At 67.1% G+C, this 19,039-nt stretch carries 18 protein-coding genes; 15 read left to right on the top strand and 3 right to left on the bottom strand.

Going from position 1 to position 19,039, the window contains the following annotated elements; genetic code table 11:
* Positions 1-36 precede the first annotated feature (36 nt).
* Positions 37-1,617 carry an MFS transporter gene (locus Q0105_RS21285; protein ID WP_298214871.1) on the bottom strand — a complete coding sequence of 527 codons (1,581 nt, stop codon included), beginning with the start codon at positions 1,615-1,617 and terminating at the stop codon, positions 37-39.
* Positions 1,618-1,689: 72 nt separating this feature from the next.
* Positions 1,690-2,244 (bottom strand): MarR family transcriptional regulator, encoded by a 555-nt coding sequence (locus Q0105_RS21290; protein WP_298214873.1) that lies wholly within the window; start codon positions 2,242-2,244, stop codon positions 1,690-1,692.
* Positions 2,245-2,365: 121 nt separating this feature from the next.
* Between Q0105_RS21290 and Q0105_RS21295 the strand changes: the two genes are divergently transcribed.
* The gene (locus tag Q0105_RS21295; RefSeq protein WP_298214875.1) at positions 2,366-3,322 is read left to right on the top strand and encodes a tripartite tricarboxylate transporter substrate-binding protein; all 957 of its coding nucleotides are present in this window, start codon (positions 2,366-2,368) and stop codon (positions 3,320-3,322) included.
* Positions 3,323-3,450: 128 nt separating this feature from the next.
* Positions 3,451-4,779 (top strand): sulfatase-like hydrolase/transferase, encoded by a 1,329-nt coding sequence (locus tag Q0105_RS21300; protein WP_298214877.1) that lies wholly within the window; start codon positions 3,451-3,453, stop codon positions 4,777-4,779.
* Between the two features lie 76 nt (positions 4,780-4,855).
* On the opposite strand, the gene paaN is transcribed toward Q0105_RS21300, so the two are convergent.
* The gene (gene paaN / locus Q0105_RS21305) at positions 4,856-6,529 is read right to left on the bottom strand and encodes a phenylacetic acid degradation protein PaaN (RefSeq protein ID WP_298214879.1); all 1,674 of its coding nucleotides are present in this window, start codon (positions 6,527-6,529) and stop codon (positions 4,856-4,858) included.
* Positions 6,530-6,673: 144 nt separating this feature from the next.
* On the opposite strand from paaN, the gene Q0105_RS21310 reads away from it, so the two are divergent.
* From Q0105_RS21310 to Q0105_RS21370, 13 genes are all read left to right on the top strand, one after another.
* Positions 6,674-7,477 carry an enoyl-CoA hydratase-related protein gene (locus Q0105_RS21310; protein WP_298214881.1) on the top strand — a complete coding sequence of 268 codons (804 nt, stop codon included), beginning with the start codon at positions 6,674-6,676 and terminating at the stop codon, positions 7,475-7,477.
* A gap of 16 nt (positions 7,478-7,493) precedes the next feature.
* Complete coding sequence (gene paaI, locus Q0105_RS21315) at positions 7,494-7,952, top strand: hydroxyphenylacetyl-CoA thioesterase PaaI (RefSeq protein ID WP_298214883.1); 459 nt, start codon at positions 7,494-7,496, stop codon at positions 7,950-7,952.
* A gap of 44 nt (positions 7,953-7,996) precedes the next feature.
* Entirely contained in the window at positions 7,997-9,304 is a 1,308-nt protein-coding gene (gene paaK / locus Q0105_RS21320; protein ID WP_298214885.1) for a phenylacetate--CoA ligase PaaK, read from the top strand.
* 35 nt (positions 9,305-9,339) lie between these two features.
* The gene (gene paaA, locus Q0105_RS21325; RefSeq protein ID WP_298214887.1) at positions 9,340-10,350 is read left to right on the top strand and encodes a 1,2-phenylacetyl-CoA epoxidase subunit PaaA; all 1,011 of its coding nucleotides are present in this window, start codon (positions 9,340-9,342) and stop codon (positions 10,348-10,350) included.
* Between the two features lie 22 nt (positions 10,351-10,372).
* Complete coding sequence (gene paaB / locus Q0105_RS21330; protein WP_298214889.1) at positions 10,373-10,702, top strand: 1,2-phenylacetyl-CoA epoxidase subunit PaaB; 330 nt, start codon at positions 10,373-10,375, stop codon at positions 10,700-10,702.
* Positions 10,703-10,709: 7 nt separating this feature from the next.
* Positions 10,710-11,486 (top strand): 1,2-phenylacetyl-CoA epoxidase subunit PaaC, encoded by a 777-nt coding sequence (paaC, locus tag Q0105_RS21335; protein WP_298214892.1) that lies wholly within the window; start codon positions 10,710-10,712, stop codon positions 11,484-11,486.
* Positions 11,483-12,067, top strand: coding sequence for a 1,2-phenylacetyl-CoA epoxidase subunit PaaD (gene paaD, locus Q0105_RS21340; protein ID WP_298214893.1), 585 nt, complete (start codon positions 11,483-11,485; stop codon positions 12,065-12,067). The genes paaC and paaD overlap by 4 nt, the downstream gene beginning before the upstream one ends.
* 34 nt (positions 12,068-12,101) lie before the next feature.
* The gene (gene paaE, locus Q0105_RS21345; RefSeq protein ID WP_298214895.1) at positions 12,102-13,187 is read left to right on the top strand and encodes a 1,2-phenylacetyl-CoA epoxidase subunit PaaE; all 1,086 of its coding nucleotides are present in this window, start codon (positions 12,102-12,104) and stop codon (positions 13,185-13,187) included.
* Between the two features lie 131 nt (positions 13,188-13,318).
* Positions 13,319-13,957, top strand: coding sequence for a TetR/AcrR family transcriptional regulator (locus Q0105_RS21350; RefSeq protein ID WP_298214897.1), 639 nt, complete (start codon positions 13,319-13,321; stop codon positions 13,955-13,957).
* A 108-nt stretch (positions 13,958-14,065) separates the two neighbouring features.
* A complete protein-coding gene (locus tag Q0105_RS21355) occupies positions 14,066-15,223 on the top strand; it encodes an ABC transporter substrate-binding protein (RefSeq protein ID WP_298214899.1) in 1,158 nt (385 codons plus the stop codon).
* 111 nt (positions 15,224-15,334) lie between these two features.
* Positions 15,335-16,363, top strand: a complete 1,029-nt coding sequence (locus tag Q0105_RS21360) for a branched-chain amino acid ABC transporter permease (protein ID WP_298214901.1) — start codon at positions 15,335-15,337, stop codon at positions 16,361-16,363.
* Positions 16,360-18,279: a branched-chain amino acid ABC transporter ATP-binding protein/permease gene (locus Q0105_RS21365; RefSeq protein WP_298214903.1), complete on the top strand. Its 1,920-nt coding sequence runs from the start codon at positions 16,360-16,362 to the stop codon at positions 18,277-18,279. Before Q0105_RS21360 ends, Q0105_RS21365 begins: the two co-directional genes overlap by 4 nt.
* Complete coding sequence (locus Q0105_RS21370; protein ID WP_298214905.1) at positions 18,276-19,025, top strand: ABC transporter ATP-binding protein; 750 nt, start codon at positions 18,276-18,278, stop codon at positions 19,023-19,025. The genes Q0105_RS21365 and Q0105_RS21370 overlap by 4 nt, the downstream gene beginning before the upstream one ends.
* Positions 19,026-19,039: the final 14 nt, after the last annotated feature.

The raw sequence follows: 19,039 nt of genomic DNA on the forward strand, positions 1-19,039 counted from the left end.
GTCGCAGGGCGCGCTGGGCCGTTCTTTTGCGCAGGCTCAGCGCTCGGCGATGTAGTGCGACATCCGCACAACCTCACCGGGTGCCAAAAAGGTGCGCACCTCGGTTTCCAGCGCCTGGTCGGCCATGGTGGCGCGGGCGCGCTGGTGCAGGTAGTCGGCCCAGGATTCGACGATGAAGCGCTCCACATAACGTGAGGGCTCGCCCAGGTCTTTGTACACGCGCCAGAAGGTCGCGCCGTCGCGTCGGCGTGGGGCCTTCATGCGGCTGATGGTGTCGAGGAAGGCCGCATCGGTGCCCGGCGCGATGCGGTAGCCCACCTCCACGGCCACGGGGCCGGCCTCGGGCAGGGGCTCGGCTTCGATGAAGAGCTCGTCCCAGGGCGTGGCCTGCGTCACTTCATGCAACCCACCCATGCGCAGCGGCATGGGCTTGGCCAGCAGCAGGCCCACGCCCATCAGCACGGCGGCCACGCACAGCGTGGGCGTGAGGCCCACGATGTCCGACGCCGCACCCCAGAAGGCAGAGCCCATCGCAAACGCGCCCAGCGCCGCCACCATGTGCATGGCCACCGCGCGCGAGCGCACCCACTGCGGCGCGCTGGCCTGGGTGGCGGTGTTGAAGGTGGACATGGCCGACATCCAGGCCGCGCCCGCGAACAGCATGGCGATATAGACCACCCCTGTCACCTGGGTCAGCGCAGCCACCAGCATGGCAGCGGCGAACACGATGCCGCCCGCGCCCACGATGATCTCCATGCCAAAACGCGCGCGCAGCCGTCCCAGCACCAGGCCCACGCCCACGGCGCCCGTTCCCAGGCAGCCCATCAGCAGCCCAAAGCCCGGCGCACCCGTGCCCAGGCGCTGGGCAATCACGGGCAGCAGCGCCCACAGGGCCGAGCCCGCCGCACTGAAAGCCATCACCCGGACCAACTGCGCCAGGATCATGCGTGAGTGCCAGGCAAAACGCAGGCCGCTCAAGGTGCCGCCCCACAGCCGCTCGGCGGGCAGCTTGGAGGGCGGATGCGCCTTGGGCGGCCAGCGGCGGATGGAGTCCCACATCACCAGCGTGGTGGTCACCGTGACGGCAAACACCCAGCCCGCGCCCAGTTGGGCAAAGATCAGCCCGGCCAGCGTGGGGCCCACGGCGCGTGCGGCGTTGTAGGCAATGCTCACGGCGGTGATGGCCTGGGGCCATTCATCGCGCGGCACGGGGTCGATGACCGACGAGTTCCATGCAGGCGTGAGCACCGCTGTGCAGCAGCCGCACACGAACACCAGAAACAGCACCGACGCAGCCCCGCCCCAGCCGCCCAGCACCAGCAGCGTGAGCAGCACGCTGGCCGCCACCTGCGCCAGCAGCGCACCCGAGATCAGGCGCCGCCGGTCGGTGGTGTCGGCCAACACCCCTGCGGGCAGCGCCAGCAAAAACATGGGCATGAACACGGCTGTCTGCACCAGCGCGGCCAGGAACGAGGAGCCTGTGAGCTCCACCATGAGCCAGGCGGCCGCCATGGTCTGCATGCCGTTGCCCACAAAAAAGACCCCGCCGCAAATCCACAGGCCCCGGAAGGCGGTTTGGCGCAAGGGGCTCCACAAAGAACTGGATGGCGATGACATGAAGGGGCGGGATGTGGCGAAAGGGTAGAAGGATGGGCGGTGGGTGGCAAGGGCGGGTGTATCGGGTGGTCCTCAGCCATCCACATGCCGCCCACCGCGCAGGCGGTAGGTGCGCGGCACATCGGTGCGTGTGGCGACCAGCGCTTCGGCGCGCTGCTGCATGTCGGCAAGCGCGTGGTCCAGCGCCTGCACGGTAGTGCCGTCCAGGCCTGCCAGCAGTTCCTGGTTGAGCGCCTTGACTTGCGGGAACAGGCCATCGTGCACCCCCTGGCCTGCAGGGGTGAGCGACAGCACGGCCTGGCGCCTGTCGCCGGGCATCGCGTCGCGGGTCAGGAGCTTCTTGGCCAGCAGCGAGGAGATGGCGCGCGAGGTGCGGGAACGGTCCAGCCCCAGGCGCAACGCCAGCTCGGCGGGCGGCAGGCCCGGTTGCTGCGCCAGCACCATCAGCAGGCCCCACTCGCGCCGGGTGATGCCGTAGCCGCCTTCGCACAGGCGCACCACCAGGCTGCCCGCCACGGCCAACAGGCGGTTCACCCGGTACATCAGCAGGTCGTTGGCCACCTGCGGGTCGGTCAGGCGGTGGCCGGGCGGGGCCGGAGCAGGGGGTGCCGGGGCGGGCGCGCGCATCAGGGTATTTCCGGTCAAGAATTGATTAGATCAATTGATTGTGTGGCCAATACAGTCCGCCCATCAACCTGCCTGCGCGGCCGCGTGGGTCCCTGCACCTGCCCCTGGAGACTTTTCGACCATGTGGAAACCCCTTGCTGCCTCTGTACTGACCGCCACGCTCGCCCTGTGTGCCACCCTGGCCCAGGCGCAAGAGGCGCCCCTGCGCATCGTCGTGGGTTATGCCCCCGGCGGCTCCAGCGACCGCGTGGCCCGCATCGTGGCCGACAAGCTGGGCGCCAAGCTGGGCACGCCCGTGATCGTGGAGAACAAGACCGGCGCGGGCGGCCGCCTCTCGGCCCAGGCCGTGAAAAGCGCGCCCGCCAACCAGCCCACCCTGCTGCTGGCCAACCCCGCCGTGATGCTGGTGGCGCCCCTGGTGTTCCCCGACGCGGGCTACGACCCCGAGCGCGACTTCCGCCCGGTGAGCCACGTCAACAGCTATGAGTTTGGTGTGGCCGTGGGCAGCGCCGTGCCCGTCAAAGAGCTGTCGCATCTGATGGCCTGGCTGCGTGCCAACCCCGACAAGGCCAACTTCGGCGTGCCCGCCACGGGCAGCCTGCCGCATTTTTTCGGCCTGATGGTGAGCGATGCCGCCAAGGTGCGCGGCGAGGTGGTGGGCTACCGGGGCTCGGCCCCCTTGCTCAATGACCTGCTGGGCGGCCAGGTGCCTGTGGCGTTCGACACCTTCGACACCCTGCTGCCCCAGCACGAGGCTGGCAAGCTCCGCATCCTGGCCGTTTCGGGCGCTAAGCGCAACCCGCTGGACCCAAAGATCCCTACCTTCAAGGAAGGCGGTTTGGACCTGGCCGCCACCGGTTGGAACACCTTCTTTGCGCCCATGGCCATGCCCAAGGCCCAGGCCGAGCGCCTGGCCGGGCTGATCTACGAAGTGATGAAAGACCCTGACACCCAGCGCAAGTTCGAGGCTGCCAAGATGGAGCCCGTGGCGGCGACCATGGCGCAGACCGAGGCTATGCTGAAGGCCTACCGTGCACAGTGGGCGCCGGTGGTGCAGCGCTCGGGCTTCAAGCCCTGATTGTCCATTTCCAACCCACACCCCACCGTTCACGCTGAGCCTGTCGAAGCGCCGCGCAAGGCTTCGACGAACTCAGCCCGAACGGTTGTTGTGGATTGAGTGCGATCCTAGAACCCGGTACGAAGCCCATGCACCAACGCCCCAATATCATCTTCATCGTCGCCGACGACCTTGGCTACGCAGACCTCGGCTGCTATGGCGGGCGCGCAGCGAGCTTTGGCGCGGTATCGCCGGTGCTCGACGCCCTGGCCGCCAACGGCCTCAAACTCACGCAGGGCTATTCCAATTCGCCCGTGTGCTCGCCCACACGCTTTGCGCTGATGACGGCGCGCTACCAGTACCGCCTGCGCGGTGCGGCCGAGGAGCCCATCAACAGCAAGAGCCGGGGCAGCACCACCCTGGGCCTGCCGCCCGAGCACCCCACGCTGCCCTCGTTGTTGCGCGCGGCGGGCTACCGCACGGCGCTGATGGGCAAGTGGCACCTGGGCTACCCCCCGGCATTTGGGCCGCTGCGCTCGGGCTATGAAGAGTTCTTTGGCCCCATGTCGGGCGGGGTGGACTATTTCACGCATTGCAGCTCCAGCGGCCAGCACGACCTGTACCTGGGCGAAGAAGAAAAGCAGCAGGACGGCTACCTCACCGACCTCATCACCGACCGCGCGCTCGACTACGTGGAGCGCATGGCGCCGGGTGCGCAGGCGGACACACCGTTCTTTTTGAGCCTGCACTACACGGCGCCGCACTGGCCCTGGGAGACGCGCGACGACGAAGCGCTGGCGCAGGAGGTGAAAACGAACCTTTTTCACCTGCACGGCGGCAACATCGACACCTACCGCCGCATGATCCACCACATGGACGAGGGCATCGGCCGCATCATGGCCGCGCTGCAGCGCCATGGCATCGCGCGCGACACGCTGGTCGTGTTTACCAGTGACAACGGCGGCGAGCGCTTCTCGGACAGCTGGCCCCTGGTGGGCGGCAAGATGGATCTGACCGAGGGCGGCATCCGCGTGCCCTGGATCGCCCACTGGCCCGCCGTGATCGCGCCGGACGGCGTGAGTGCGCAGACCTGCATGAGCATGGACTGGTCGGCCACCATGCTCGATGCCGCTGGCGTGACCCCAGCGCCGGGTTACCCGCTTGACGGCCGCTCCCTGATGCCGCTGCTGCGCGATGCCGCCGCGCTGGACGCGCCCCCGCTGTTCTGGCGCATGAACCATCGAGGCCAGCGCGCCATGCGCCAGGGCGACTGGAAATACCTGCGCGTGGATGGCAACGACTACCTGTTCAACCTGGCGCAGGACGAGCGCGAACGCGCCAACCGCGCGAGCGTGGAGCCCGAGCGGCTGCAGGCCATGCGCGCGGCGTGGGAGGCCTGGAACGCCACGATGCCCGAGATCCCTGCCGACGCAACGGTCAGCCTGGGCTATTCGGTCAAGGACATGCCGCAGCGCTGAAGGTTTTGAGTGTTTTTGGCTGCTAGCGCTTATTAAATAAGCGCTAGCAGCTATTGATTTGGTAGCGTTTTGCTACTCATTGCGCTGGCGCGGCCTGCACATGTTCGCGCCGCTGCACCACCACAAAGCGGTCCGCCACAAACGCCAGGTTGGTATAGCTGGCGTTGGCCGCCGGGTTGCCGCCCGTGGCGTGGTAGTCCGAAAAGGATGCGGACTGGTTCACGAACACGCCTTGCGTGAGGTTGATGGACAGGGCCACGCGGGTGCGTCGGCCCAGCGCGATGGCGGCGTCGATGTAGGCGCGGTCGGTGGAATAAACGCCCAGGGTCAGCGCACCGTGCGCGCGCAGCGTGGCCTCGGCCACCTGCAGGCTGGCTGCACCGGAGTCCGTGGCCACCAGGTAGGAGACAGGGCCGAAACACTCCTCGCCGTAGATGGCGCTGTCGGCCTGCTCCAGCGCCACGATCGCTGGTGTGTGGATCTGCGCATTGGCGAACTCGGGGTGGGGCAGGGCGCGTGAGGCCAGCACCAGGCGGCCTTTGCCACTGGCCCGCTGCATGCGAGCCACAGTGTCGGGTGAGCCCACGGCGCCCAGCACCGAGGTGGCCACGCGTGGGTTCGACGCCAGTTCGGTCACGGCGGCCGCCAGGTCCGCGCCCACCTGCTCGAAGCTCTTGTGGCCTTCGTCGGTGGTGATGCCGCCGCGTGGCACCAGGATGTTCTGCGTGGTTGTGCACATCTGGCCGCTGTACAGCGACAGCGTGAACGCCAGGTTGCGCAGCAGGGCTGCGTACTGGTCGGTGGACTCGATGATGACCGTGTTCACGCCTGCCATTTCGGCATACACGCGCGCCTGGCGGGCGTTGTCGATCAGCCAGTGGCCGAACTGGTTGCTGCCGGTGAAGTCGATGCTGGCCACCGCGCTGTGTGTGGCCAGGGCCTGCGTGGTGTCGGGGCGGGGGCTCAGGGCCAGCGTCACGGTGTTCGGGTCCAGCCCCTGCTCGGCCAGCACGTCGCGCAGGATGCTCACCGAAATCGCTGCGGGCAACACGGCGTTGGGGTGCGGCTTGACGATGACCGGATTGCCCGTGGCCAGCGCGGCGAACAGGCCGGGGTAGGTGTTCCAGGTGGGGAAGGTGGCGCAGCCCACCACCAGGGCCACGCCCCGGCCCACGATTTCGTAATGCTTTTGCATCACCAGCGATGGGTTTTTTCCCTGGGGCTTGTCCCACAGCGCCTCGCCGGGCACGTCGGCCATGGCTTTCCAGGCGTAGGCGATGGCTTCGAGCGCGCGGTCCTGCGCATGCGGGCCCCCGGCCTGGAAGGCCATCATCGGACCCTGGCCGGTGGTCAGCATCACGGCATGTGCGATCTCATGGCTGCGGCGGTGGATGCGCATCAGCGCCTCCAGCAGCACGCCCACGCGGCCCTGCGCGCCCAGCGCCTGCCAGGCGGGTTCGGCAGCCTGGGCTGCAGCCACCAGGGCCTGCACGTCGCAATCGGGGTAGCGCACATCCAGCGCCACGCCGTAGGGCGATTGCTCCGTGGCCAGCCGCCCCTGCTCGCCGGGCTGCTGCAGCGGGTAGTCCTTGCCCAGCAGGGCGGCCACGGTGGCCTGGCCATCGGCCTGCCCGGTTTCTCCATAGACCTTGGGCGAGGGCGATTCGGGGAAAGGCGTCCAGTGGCCGCGTGTGGCCAGGGCGTTGAGGGCGCCATCGAGCAGGGTCCGGTGGGCATCGAACAAGGGCATGAATTTGTCTCCGTTAAGGGTTTGTCCTGGCGGTTTTGACTTGCATCAGGGTTGTGGAAAGTCTATTCTCTACCGAACGGTCGGTCAATAATGTTTGCGGCCGATCAAAACAACGTCCCCCACGATTTGCTAGGCAAAACACCCATGTCCGAACCCCTTGTTCTCGTGACGCAGGCAGGCGCCGTTCAAACGCTGGCCCTGAACCGGCCTGCCGCGCTCAACAGCTTCACCGCCGAATTGCATGCGCAATTGCTGGCGGCGCTGGAGGCAGCGGCCGCAAATGCCGAGGTGCGCTGCGTGGTTCTGACCGGCTCGGGCCGCGCCTTCTGCGCGGGGCAGGACCTGGCAGACCCCGCCGTGGCGCCCGACCTCACGCCCGGTGCCATGCCCAAGGATTTGGGTGACGTGATCGAAAAGCTCTACGGTCCCTTGTGCCTGCGCATCCGCAGCATGCCCGTCCCGGTGATCGCAGCGGTAAACGGCGTGGCTGCGGGCGCGGGCGCCAACCTGGCCCTGGGCTGCGACCTGGTGCTGGCGGCGCGCTCGGCCAGTTTCATCCAGGCCTTTACCAAGATCGGCCTGGTGCCCGACACCGGCGGCACCTGGCTGCTGCCGCGCCTGGTGGGCCGCGCCCAGGCCTTGGGCCTGGCGCTGCTGGGCGACAAGCTGCCAGCGCCCGAGGCTGAGCGCCTGGGCCTGATCTGGCGCTGCGTGGACGACGCGGCCCTGCAGGATGAGGCCCAGGCACTGGCCCAGCGCCTGGCGGCCATGCCCGTCAAGGCGCTGGTGGCCACGCGCAATGCCATTGACGCTGCGGCACAGATGGACTATGGCCAGGCCCTGGCCCAGGAGGCGGCCGTGCAGCGCACGCTGGGCGCGGCCGCCGACTACCGCGAAGGTGTCGAGGCATTCATCGGCAAACGTGCCCCCACCTTCACCGATCGCTGAGCAGGAACACGCATTCATGGATTCCTCCACTTCCACACCAAGCCCCGAGGCGATTGCCGAGCACGTGCGCAGCGGCATGCTGGCCAACGACCGCGCGACCCAGGGCCTGGGCATCCGCATCACGGCCATGGGGCCGGGCCAGGCCACGCTCACGATGGTGGTGCGCGCCGACATGCTCAATGGTTTTGCGACCTGCCACGGCGGCTTCATCACTGCGCTGGCGGACTCTGCCTTCGCGTTCGCGTGCAACTCGCGCAATGAGATGACCGTGGCCTCGGGCCTGTCCATCGACTTTCTGGCGCCTGCGCGCGAGGGCGACCTCCTCACGGCCGAGGCCCATGAGGTTTCCCTGGCGGGGCGCACCGGCGTGTACGACGTGAATGTGCGCAACCAGCAGGGCGAGGCGATTGCCGCGTTCAGGGGGCGCTCGTACTGCATCAAAGGCAAGCACACCGTGCCCCTGGATGCCCGCTGACACCACCACAACCCCATAACCCACCACCCACGGGAGAGACATCCATGGCCGTGCGCCAACCTGCCCCAGGCGACCTGGAGCCCATCGAAACCGCCAGCCGCGACGAAATCCAGGCCCTGCAACTGCAGCGCCTGCGCTCTACGCTGCAGCATGCCTACGACAAGGTGCCGCACTACCGGAGCGCGTTCGACGCCAAGGGCGTGCATCCCGATGACTTGAAGCAGCTTTCCGACCTCTCGAAGTTCCCCTTCACCGTCAAGAAAGACCTGCGCGACAACTACCCGTTTGGCATGTTCGCCGTGCCACGCGAGCAGGTGCTGCGCATTCATGCTTCTTCGGGCACCACGGGCAAGCCCACGGTGGTGGGATATACGCGCAAGGACATCGACGTCTGGGCCGATTTGGTGGCGCGCTCCATCCGCGCCGCAGGCGGGCGTGCGGGCGACCTGATCCATGTGGCCTACGGCTACGGGCTGTTCACGGGCGGGCTGGGCGCGCACTATGGCGCCGAGCGCGCGGGCTGCACAGTGATCCCCATGTCGGGCGGGCAGACGGAAAAGCAGGTCCAGCTGATCCGCGACTTCCAGCCGAACATCATCATGGTCACGCCCTCGTACATGCAGGTCATCAACGAGGAGTTTGTGCGCCAGGGCATGGACCCGCGTGACAGCTCGCTCAAGGTGGGCATCTTCGGCGCCGAGCCCTGGACAGAGGCCATGCGCCGCGAGATCGAGACCAAGTCGGGCATCGACGCGGTGGACATTTATGGCTTGTCCGAAGTGATGGGCCCCGGCGTGGCCAGCGAGTGCATCGAGAGCAAGGATGGCCCCGTGATCTGGGAAGACCATTTCTATCCCGAGATCATCGACCCCGACACCGGCGAGGTGCTGCCCGACGGCGAGGAGGGTGAACTGGTGTTCACATCGCTGAGCAAAGAGGCGCTGCCCATGATCCGCTACCGCACGCGCGACCTCACGCGTCTTTTGCCACCCACCTCGCGCTCGTTCCGGCGCATGGGCAAGATCGTGGGTCGCTCGGACGACATGCTCATCATCCGTGGCGTGAACGTGTTCCCCACGCAGATCGAAGAGATCGTGCTGCAGCACGAAAAGCTGTCGGGGCAATACCAGATCCTCGTGGCGCGCGACGGCAACCTGGACAAGGTGACCGTGCGCTGCGAACTGCAGCCGGGCGTCTCGACCGCAGAGCGCTCCGACTTGACCGGCTGGGTGCGGCACCGCATCAAGACCTTGGTGGGCATCAGCTGTGATGTCGAGGTGCTGAACCCCGACTCCATCGAACGCACGCTGGTGGGCAAGGCCCGCCGCGTGATCGACCAGCGCTCCCGCTGAGCGCTCACCCCCTTCCCGCACGAAAGGACACCACCATGTACACACAGGCCATGGACACCATGGGCAAGGACAGCGGCGACGCGGCCAAGCCCCTGCGCAGCGCCGAGGAAATGCAGCGCCAGGAGCAATTCGACGCGCGCATCGACGCGGGCGAATTCATCGAGGCCAAGGACTGGATGCCCGAGCACTACCGCAAGACCCTGTTGCGCCAGATCAGCCAGCATGCGCATTCGGAGATCGTGGGCATGTTGCCCGAGGGCAACTGGGTCACGCGCGCGCCCACGCTCAAGCGCAAGGCCATCCTGCTGGCCAAGGTGCAGGACGAAGGCGGCCACGGCCTGTATCTGTACGCAGCGGCCGAGACCCTGGGCAGCTCGCGCGACCAGATGCTGGATGCGCTGCACACGGGCAAGGCCAAGTACAGCTCCATCTTCAACTACCCCACGCTGAACTGGGCCGACATGGGCACCATCGGCTGGTTGGTCGATGGCGCGGCCATCATGAACCAGGTGCCGATCTGCCGCTGCTCGTACGCGCCCTACGCGCGGGCCATGGTGCGTATCTGCCGTGAGGAGAGCTTTCACCAGCGCCAGGGCTACGACGCACTGCTCACCATGATGCAAAAGGGCACCGACGCCCAGCGCGCCATGGTGCAGGACGCGGTCAACCGCTGGTGGTGGCCGTCCATCATGATGTTCGGCCCACCGGACGACCAGTCGCCCAACTCGGCGCAGTCCATGCGCTGGGGCATCAAGCGCGTCTCCAACGACACGCTGCGCCAGAAGTTCATCGACGCTACGGTCGAGCAGGCGCGGGTGCTGGGCGTCACGCTGCCCGACCCGGACCTGAAGTGGAACGAAGAGCGCCAAGCGTATGACTTTGGCACCATCGACTGGAGCGAGTTCTGGCGCGTGATCGGCGGCGATGGCCCCTGCAACGAAGAGCGCCTGGGCGCACGCGTCAAAGCCTGGGAGGACGGCGCCTGGGTGCGCGAAGCCGCCCTGGCCCATGCCGCCAAACACACCCCCGCACAGGCGGCTGCCTGAGCCTTCCAGAACGGACCATCCCATGACGAATCCTTCCTCCCCATCCACCCACGCCACCGATCCAGCCACGGCCACCGAATGGCCGCTGTGGGAGGTTTTCGTGCGCAGCAAGGCGGGCCTTGACCACAAGCACTGCGGCAGCCTGCACGCCGCCGATGCGCGCATGGCCATCCAGCTTGCGCGCGATGTGTACACCCGCCGCCAGGAGGGCACCAGCGTCTGGGTCGTGCGCTCCGAGCAGATCGTGGCCAGCGACCCCGCCGACAAGTCCATGTATTTCGATCCCGCGCAGGACAAGGTCTATCGCCACCCCACTTTCTACGTGTTGCCCGACGCCGTGAACCACATGTGAGAACGCCATGCAAACGTCAAGCATCCACATCAGCACCGACCCCGCGGTGCGCTACCTGCTGCGCCTGGGCGATACCTGCCTGATCCTGGGCCAGCGCCTGGCCGAATGGTGCGGCCACGCCCCCATCCTGGAGGAAGACATCGCGCTGACCAACATGGCGCTGGACCTGGTGGGCCAGGCGCGCGCGCTGCTCACCCGCGCGGGCGAGATCGGCGGCAGCGGGTACGACGAAGACCAACTGGCGTTTCTGCGCGACGAGCGCGACTACCTCAACCCCACGCTGGTGGAGCTGCCGCGCGGCGACTTCGCATTCACCATGGTGCGCAACGCCATGGTGGCCACGCTGCTCAAGCTGCTGTGGGAGCGGTTGGCAGACTCCAGCGATGCCGAGCTGGCAGCCATTGCAGGCAAGGCCCTCAAGGAAGCGCGCTACCACCAGCAACACGCCGCCGACTGGGTGGTGCGCCTGGGTGATGGCACGGCCGAGTCGCGCCGCCGCACCGAGGCAGCCTTGGCCACCCTGTGGCGCTACACGCCCGAGCTGTTTGCATCCGACGCGGTGGAAGACGCCGCGCATGCCACGGGCCTGGGCCCGCGCTGGACCGACCTGCAGGCGGAATGGACCAGCGAGATGGCGCAAATCCTCGCGGCCGCCAGCCTGGCCACGCCCAAGGCCTCGGCCTTTCTCAGCACTGGCAAACAGGGCGTGCACAGCGAGCACATGGGATACATCCTGGCCGAGATGCAGCACCTGCAGCGCAGCTACCCCGGAGGCGCGTGGTGACCATGGCGATCGCCGAGCCCGCTGTTCACCCATCAGCCACGTTGCTCGTGCAGCGCGAGCAGAACGGGCCGCAGGATGACGCACGCATCGCGCGTGCGTGGGCGGTGCTGGACGGCGTGCTCGACCCCGAGGTGCCTGCGGTCTCGGTGCGCGACCTCGGCATCGTGCGCGACGTGCAGCTGGCGGGCGAAACGCTGGAGGTGGTGCTCACCCCCACCTATTCTGGCTGCCCGGCCACCGAGGTCATCGAGAGCGACGTGCTAGCCGCCATCGAGGAGGCAGGCCTCGGGCCTGCCCGTGTCACGCTGCAGCGGGCCCCGGCCTGGACCACCGAATGGATCACCGACCAGGGGCGCGCGCGCCTGCTGGCCTATGGCATCGCGCCACCCGGCCCGCTGCCTCCGGGCGCCGAGGTGCCGCTGCGCTTCATGCCCCGCGCGGCGCTGGCGCAGGCCCTGGCTTGCCCGCGCTGCGGCGGCCACGAGACAGAGCGCCTGTCCGCCTTTGGCTCCACGGCCTGCAAGGCGCTGTACCGCTGCATCGCCTGCCGCGAACCCTTTGAGCACTTCAAGCCCTTGTGAAGAACCTCTTTACCCCACCGTACAAGACACCGACATGAGCGTCATCTTCCACCCCCTGCGCGTGCGCGCCATCGAGCCCGACACGTCCGAAGCCGTCATCGTCTCTTTCGACGTGCCGCCCGATCTGCGTGAGGTGTTCGGCTTCACCCAGGGCCAGTACCTCACGCTGCGCACCGACATCGGCGGCCAGGACCTGCGCCGCTCCTATTCCATCTGCGCGGGTGTCGATGATGCCGAGCTGCGGGTTGGGGTGCGCAAGGTCAACGGCGGCGTGTTCTCCAACTGGATCAATGCACAACTGCAGGTGGGCGACACCCTGCAGGTCATGGCGCCGCAAGGCCGCTTCTTCGTGCCGCTGCAGCCCAGCGCGCAGCGCCACTATTTAGGCATCGCGGGTGGCAGCGGCATCACCCCCATCTTGTCCATCATGAAAACGGTGCTGGCGCGCGAGCCTGGCAGCCGCTTCACGCTGATCTACGGCAACCGCACGCTGCAGTCCACCATGTTCAAGGAGGAGATCGAAGACCTCAAGAACCGCTACCTTACCCGCCTGGTGCTGCACCACGTGTTCTCGGCCGAGCAGACCGATGCGGCGCTGAACATGGGTGTTGTCAACCGCGAAAAGCTGGCCGAGTTCCTCAAGGCCTTGATTCCTGCGCAGCGGATCGACGAGGCTTTTATCTGCGGCCCCTTCCAGATGAACGACGAGGCCGAGGCCGCCTTGCTGGCCGCTGGCGTGCCTGAAGAACGCATTCACGTCGAGCGGTTTGGCGTGGCCCTGCCTGCCGGAGGGCAGGTGGGCGCCATCGTGCACGAGGCCCAACCGGGCGACGCGCAGACAGCGCGCATCGCCATCGTGCGCGACGGCTTGCGGCGCGAGTTTTCGTTCAGCAAGGACCAGGCGAGCATTTTGGATGCCGCCTCGGCTGCGGGGCTTGAAGTGCCGTTCTCGTGCACCTCGGGTGTGTGTGGCACTTGCCGCGCCAAATGTATGGAAGGCGAGGTGCGCATGGAGCGCAACTTCGCGCTCGACAAGGCCGAGGTGGCCGCAGGTTTTGTGCTGACCTGCCAGTGCCGGCCCCTGACCGACAGCGTGGTGCTGTCGTTCGACGAGCGGTGATGATGAGGCCCGCCGTTGTGTTGCGCAACGCTCAGTCGTTGCGAAAGCGATGCGCTGTTCTGTGTGGGCAGCGCCGCCATGCGGCAAGATGGCGGCCCTTCCACACCACCCGATGCAAAGGACAATTTCCCATGGCCCGAGGACGATCTCCCGGATACGACGACCAGCGCGAAATGATCCTCCGCCATGCCGCCGAACTGTTTGCGCGCCGCGGCTACCCGGCCACGTCGATGAACGAGGTGGCCGAAGCCTGTGGCCTGTCCAAGCCCACGCTTTATCACTACTTTCGCGACAAATACAACCTGCTTGTGCACATTGCCGACGGCCATGTCTCGCGCTTGCAGGCGCTGGTGGAAGAGGTGGAAGGCCAGCACCTCGAACCCGAGGCACGCCTGCGCGACCTGATCCAGCGTTTCGTCAAGGAATACGCCCAGGCCCAGCATGCCCACCGCGTGCTGACCGAGGACGTGCGTTTTCTGGAGCCCGAGGACAGCGAACGCATTTTGGGCAAGGAGCGCGCCGTGGTGGCCGTCTTTGCCAAGGCGCTGTCCCAGATGCGGCCCGACACCGATGCGGCGGGCCTGACCAAGGCGCTGACCATGCTGCTGTTCGGCATGATCAACTGGATGTTCACCTGGCTCAAGCCCGATGGCGAGCTCGACTACGAGACCATGGCCCCCATTGTTGCGGACCTGTTCTTTGGCGGAATTCCGGCCGTGCGGATGCCTCCTGCCCGGCCTCAAAAGGCGCCTCGGCCTTCGCCGCCATGATGAACTCGCTGCACCGTGCACCCTTCACCGGCCGCGAAGAGCCGGATTCTGGCCAGAGCACCCCTCTGCGCTGACCTTTTTTCCACAACGATCCACAGGAGACAAAGCATGAAAAAATTCCGTTTCGCACAACTCGCGCTGGTGGCTGCCACCGCCGCCGTGGCCTGCTCCGCAGCTCTGGCCGACATCACCGTCGGCGTCACGGTGTCGGCCACCGGGCCCGCCGCATCCCTGGGCATTCCAGAAAAGAACACCATTGCCCTGATGCCGCGCACCATTGCGGGCCAGAAGGTCAACTACATCGTGCTCGACGATGCGTCGGACACGACCACCGCCGTGGGCAACACCCGCAAGCTGATCAGCGAGAGCAAGGTGGACATCATCCTGGGCTCCAGCACCACGCCCAACTCGCTGGCCATGATCGACGTGGTGTCCGAGGCGCAGACGCCCATGATTTCCATGGCAGCCTCGGCGCGCATCGTCGAGCCCATGGACGCCAAGAAGAAGTGGGTCTTCAAGACGCCGCAGAACGACATCATGATGTCGCTCGCCATCGTGGATCACATGGCCAATGCTGGCGTGAAGACCGTGGCCTTCATCGGTTTTGCCGACGCCTATGGCGAAGGCTGGTATCAGGAATTCGGCAAGGCCGCCGCCATCAAGAAGATCCAGATCGTGGCCAACGAGCGTTATGCGCGCACCGACACCTCGGTCACGGGCCAGACCCTGAAGATGATCTCGGCCAAGCCCGACGCGGTGCTGATCGCAGGCTCCGGCACACCTGCCGCCCTGCCGCAGAAGGCGCTCAAGGAGCGCGGTTTCGCTGGCAAGGTGTACCAGACGCACGGCGTGGCCAATGCCGACTTCCTGCGCGTGGGTGGCAAGGATGTGGAAGGCACCTTTCTGCCGTCCGGCCCGGTGCTCGTAGCCTCGCAACTGCCTGCCTCGCACCCCGTGAAGAAGTCTGCCGCCGCCTACGTGGCTGCCTATGAAGCGGCCCATGGCAAGGACAGCGTCTCCACCTTTGGCGCCCATGGCTGGGATGCGGGCGTTCTGATGACCGCTGCCGTGCCCGTGGCGCTCAAGAAGGCCCAGCCCGGCACCGCGGAGTTCCGCGCCGCGCTGCGCGATGCGCTGGAGCAGATCAAGGAAGTGCCCGGTGCGCACGGCATCTTCAACATGTCGCCGAACGATCACCTGGGCCTGGACCAGCGCGCCCGCGTGATGGTCAAGATCGAGAACGGCACCTGGAAATACCAGCCCTGACCGAGCAGAGCGAGGTCTGATGGCGCAGATGCGCAGGCAGCGGGCTGACGAAGCGCCCGCTGCCTGCGCAGCCCTGCGGCAGTCCTGCCTTCAATAGACAGAAAGCCGAATATGGATTTGCAGATCGCCCTGCTGCTGGGGCAGGACGGCATAGTCAACGGCGCCATCTACGGACTGATGGCGCTGGCGCTGGTGCTGGTGTTTTCCGTGACCCGGGTGATCTTCATCCCCCAGGGCGAGTTTGTGGCGTTCGGAGCGCTGACCATGGCCATGATGCAGGGCGGGCGCATTCCCGCCACGCTGTGGCTGCTGGTGGGGATGGCCGCTGCGGTGCTGGTGATCGAGGCCGTGCGCTTTCAGCGCGGCAGCCCCGTGAACTGGCCTGCCACCATCGTGTGGTGCCTGGTGCTGCCTTTGGTGGCCGTGGCGCTGATCCTCGGGCTGCGCCCGACCTCGCTGGGCATGCAGGCGCTGACCACGCTGGTGCTCATCACGCCCATGGGGCCGCTGCTGTACCGCCTGGCCTTCAGGCCGCTGGCCGATGCCACTGTGTTGATGCTGCTCATCGTTTCGGTGGCGCTGCATGGCGTGCTCGTGGGGCTGGGCCTGTTGTTCTTCGGTGCCGAGGGTTCGCGCACGCCACCGTTCTCGGAGGCGCGGTTCGACCTCGGGGGCATCCCGGTGTCGGGCCAGTCGCTGGTGGTGCTGGGCGTCACGCTGGCGCTGGTGATGCTGCTGTTCCTGTTCTTCGGCCGCTCCATGGTGGGCAAGGCACTGCGTGCCACGGCCATCAACCGCGTGGGGGCACGCCTCATGGGTATCCCCACCGAACTCTCGGGCGACGTGAGCTTTGCGCTGGCTGCGCTGATCGGCGCCATCTCGGGCCTCTTGATCGCGCCGCTCACCACTGTGTACTACGACACGGGTTTTCTGATCGGCCTCAAGGGCTTCGTCGCGGCCATCGTGGGCGGGCTGGCCAGCTACCCCATGGCGCTGGCCGGGGCACTGCTGGTGGGGCAACTGGAGGCTTTTGCTTCGTTCTGGGCCAGCGCCTACAAGGAGGTTCTCGTGTTCACCCTGATCGTACCCGTGTTGTGGTGGCGATCGCTCAACAGCCGCCACGTGGAGGATGAGGAATGAGCGCCCCCGTCAAGACAGAGATCGCCGCGGGCATGCAGGCTGCGGCCGATGCACCGCGCGGCGTTGTCACGCGCACCCAGCTCACCCTGGCCGCCATCGCGCTGCTGGCTTTGTGCTGGGGCTTTTTGCCCGACTTCACGGTGGTCATGCTCAGCTACATCGGTCTGTACGCCATCGTTGCGGCGGGGCTGGTCATGCTCACCGGCGTGGGGGGGATGACCTCATTCGGCCAAGCGGCCTTTGTGGGCATCGGGGCCTATGCCACGGCCTGGATCTGCACGGCACCCGCGTCGGTGCAGGCGCTCTCGGGCTTTGTCGGCATGGCGGGCCTGCCGTGGGTGGGGCTTGCGCTGGGCCTGGTGATCACCTTTGCGGTGGCCTGGGGCCTGGGCTCGGTCACGCTCAAGTTGTCGGGCCACTATCTGCCGCTGTGCACCATTGCCTGGGGCCTGTCGCTGTATTACCTGTTTGGCAACATGGCGTTCCTTGGTGGGCAGACCGGCATCACCGGCATCCCGCCGCTGGTGGTGGGGGGCTTGTCGCTGGCGTCGCCACGCGCCATTGGCGTGCTGATCTGGGCGGTGCTGCTGGTGTCGCTGTGGCTGCTGCACAACCTGCTCGACTCGCGCGAGGGCCGTGCGATCCGCGCGCTCAAGGGTGGGCGGGTGATGGCCGAGTCCATGGGCGTGGACACGGCGCGCTACCGCATCAAGCTTTTTGTACTGGCAGCGTTGCTGGCCGCCATCTCGGGCTGGCTGTATGCACATTTGCAGCGTTTTGTGAGCCCCACGCCGTTCAACCTCAACATCGGCATCGAGTACCTGTTCATGGCCGTGGTCGGCGGTGCCGGGCACCTGTGGGGCGCGGTGCTGGGGGCCACGCTGATCACCTTGCTCAAGGAGAAGCTGCAGGATGTGCTGCCTTCGCTGCTGGGCACCAGCGGCAATTTCGAGGTGATCGTCTTCGGCCTGCTCATGGTTTTTGTGCTGCAGCGTTTTGCCGATGGCCTGTGGCCCACGCTCAACCGCTTGGGTGAGCGCTGGCTGCGCCGTGATGCACCGCGCGCCGTGCGGCAGGCCACGGCGCTTGTGCAGCGCACGCTGCCAGCGCCCGGCACCGTGCTGCTGCAGGCGCACAAGGTCACCAAGCGCTTTGGCGGGTTGTTGGCCAACAATGCCGTCTCCATGGATGTGAAGGCGGGCGAGGTGCATGCGCTGATCGGCCCCAACGGCGCGGGCAAGAGCACCTTCTTCAACATGATCTCGGGCGTGGACGACGCCACCGAGGGCGAGGTGCGGCTGATGGGCCAGGCCATGCTGCGCCGCCCTTCGCGCGCTTTTGCCCGGCTGGGGATGGCGCGCACCTTCCAGCATGTGCGCCTGCTGGGCCAGCGCAGCGTGGTCGAGAACGTCGCCCTGGGCGCGCACCAGCGTGCCCACCGTGGCTGGCTGGCCTCGATGCTGCGCATGGACCGGGCCGAAGAGGCCGCCCTGCTGGCTGAGGCGCGCCGCCAGATCGAGCGTTGCGGCCTGAGCGAGCATGCCGATGCGCCCGCCGCGTCGCTGGCGCTGGGCCAGCAGCGCATCGTGGAGATCGCACGGGCCCTGGCTGGGCAACCGGCCATCCTGCTGCTTGACGAACCCGCCGCTGGCCTGCGCCACCTGGAAAAGCGTGCGCTGGCCGACCTGCTGCGCCAGTTGCGCGCCGAGGGCCTGGGCATTTTGGTGGTGGAACACGACATGGAGTTTGTGATGAACCTGGCCGACCGCATCACGGTGCTGGAGTTCGGCACCGTGATCGCTGAAGGCACGCCCCAGCAAGTGCAGAACAACCAGCGCGTGCTCGATGCCTACCTGGGCGGCGGCGACGACGCCCCGCCCGTTGTTGCCGCTGTTGCCAATGGAGCCACCGCATGACCGCTTTGCTGCAACTGCAAGACCTTTCCGTGTCGTACGGCCAGGTGGAGGCCGTCCACCAGGTTCGGCTTGATGTGAATGAGGGCGAGATCGTCACCGTGATCGGCCCCAACGGCGCCGGAAAGACCACGCTGCTGTGCGCGGCCATGGGCCTTTTGCCCGCCACGGGCTCCATCACCCTGGCGGGCGAGCGCATTGCCCGCCCGAGTGTGGAGGCCATGGTGGCCCGGGGCGTGGCCCTGGTCCCCGAAAAGCGCGAGCTTTTTGGCGAGATGTCGGTGGAGGACAACCTGTTGCTTGGTGGCTTCTCGCGCTGGCGCAAGGGCCAGCGCGACCAGGCGCAGCGTATGGAAGAAGTGTTCGGCATCTTCCCGCGCCTGCGCGAGCGCCGCGCCCAGCTGGCATCCACCCTCTCGGGCGGCGAGCGGCAAATGTTGGCCATCGGCCGTGCGCTGATGGCCCGACCGCGCCTGTTGATGCTCGACGAGCCCTCGCTGGGCCTGGCCCCGCTCATTGTGCGCGAGGTGTTGCAGGTGGTGTCCTCGCTGCGCGAACACGGCGTGTCGGTGCTGCTGGTGGAGCAGAACGCGCGCGCCGCACTGCGTGTAGCCGACCGGGCCTATGTGCTGGAGATGGGCGCCGTGGCGCTGACGGGCCCCGCGCAGGACTTGCTGAGCGACCGCCGCATCATCGACACCTATCTGGGCATGGGCGGCGCGGCACATGCTGCGGAAGAAGTGGCCTGATTGCTCTGAAATTT

It is taken from the genome of Acidovorax sp. (genome assembly GCF_027492855.1).
GTDB lineage: Bacteria > Pseudomonadota > Gammaproteobacteria > Burkholderiales > Burkholderiaceae_C > Acidovorax.

Coding starts and splice junctions, on each gene's coding strand:
- Q0105_RS21365 (WP_298214903.1), top strand. CDS start 16,360: ATGAGCGCCCCCGTCAAGACAGAGATCGCCGCGGGCATGCAGGCTGCG.
- paaA (WP_298214887.1), top strand. CDS start 9,340: ATGTACACACAGGCCATGGACACCATGGGCAAGGACAGCGGCGACGCG.
- Q0105_RS21350 (WP_298214897.1), top strand. CDS start 13,319: ATGGCCCGAGGACGATCTCCCGGATACGACGACCAGCGCGAAATGATC.
- paaC (WP_298214892.1), top strand. CDS start 10,710: ATGCAAACGTCAAGCATCCACATCAGCACCGACCCCGCGGTGCGCTAC.
- paaN (WP_298214879.1), bottom strand. CDS start 6,529: ATGCCCTTGTTCGATGCCCACCGGACCCTGCTCGATGGCGCCCTCAAC.
- paaE (WP_298214895.1), top strand. CDS start 12,102: ATGAGCGTCATCTTCCACCCCCTGCGCGTGCGCGCCATCGAGCCCGAC.
- Q0105_RS21355 (WP_298214899.1), top strand. CDS start 14,066: ATGAAAAAATTCCGTTTCGCACAACTCGCGCTGGTGGCTGCCACCGCC.
- Q0105_RS21310 (WP_298214881.1), top strand. CDS start 6,674: ATGTCCGAACCCCTTGTTCTCGTGACGCAGGCAGGCGCCGTTCAAACG.
- paaK (WP_298214885.1), top strand. CDS start 7,997: ATGGCCGTGCGCCAACCTGCCCCAGGCGACCTGGAGCCCATCGAAACC.
- Q0105_RS21370 (WP_298214905.1), top strand. CDS start 18,276: ATGACCGCTTTGCTGCAACTGCAAGACCTTTCCGTGTCGTACGGCCAG.
- paaB (WP_298214889.1), top strand. CDS start 10,373: ATGACGAATCCTTCCTCCCCATCCACCCACGCCACCGATCCAGCCACG.
- Q0105_RS21285 (WP_298214871.1), bottom strand. CDS start 1,617: ATGTCATCGCCATCCAGTTCTTTGTGGAGCCCCTTGCGCCAAACCGCC.
- Q0105_RS21295 (WP_298214875.1), top strand. CDS start 2,366: ATGTGGAAACCCCTTGCTGCCTCTGTACTGACCGCCACGCTCGCCCTG.
- Q0105_RS21290 (WP_298214873.1), bottom strand. CDS start 2,244: ATGCGCGCGCCCGCCCCGGCACCCCCTGCTCCGGCCCCGCCCGGCCAC.
- paaI (WP_298214883.1), top strand. CDS start 7,494: ATGGATTCCTCCACTTCCACACCAAGCCCCGAGGCGATTGCCGAGCAC.
- Q0105_RS21300 (WP_298214877.1), top strand. CDS start 3,451: ATGCACCAACGCCCCAATATCATCTTCATCGTCGCCGACGACCTTGGC.
- Q0105_RS21360 (WP_298214901.1), top strand. CDS start 15,335: ATGGATTTGCAGATCGCCCTGCTGCTGGGGCAGGACGGCATAGTCAAC.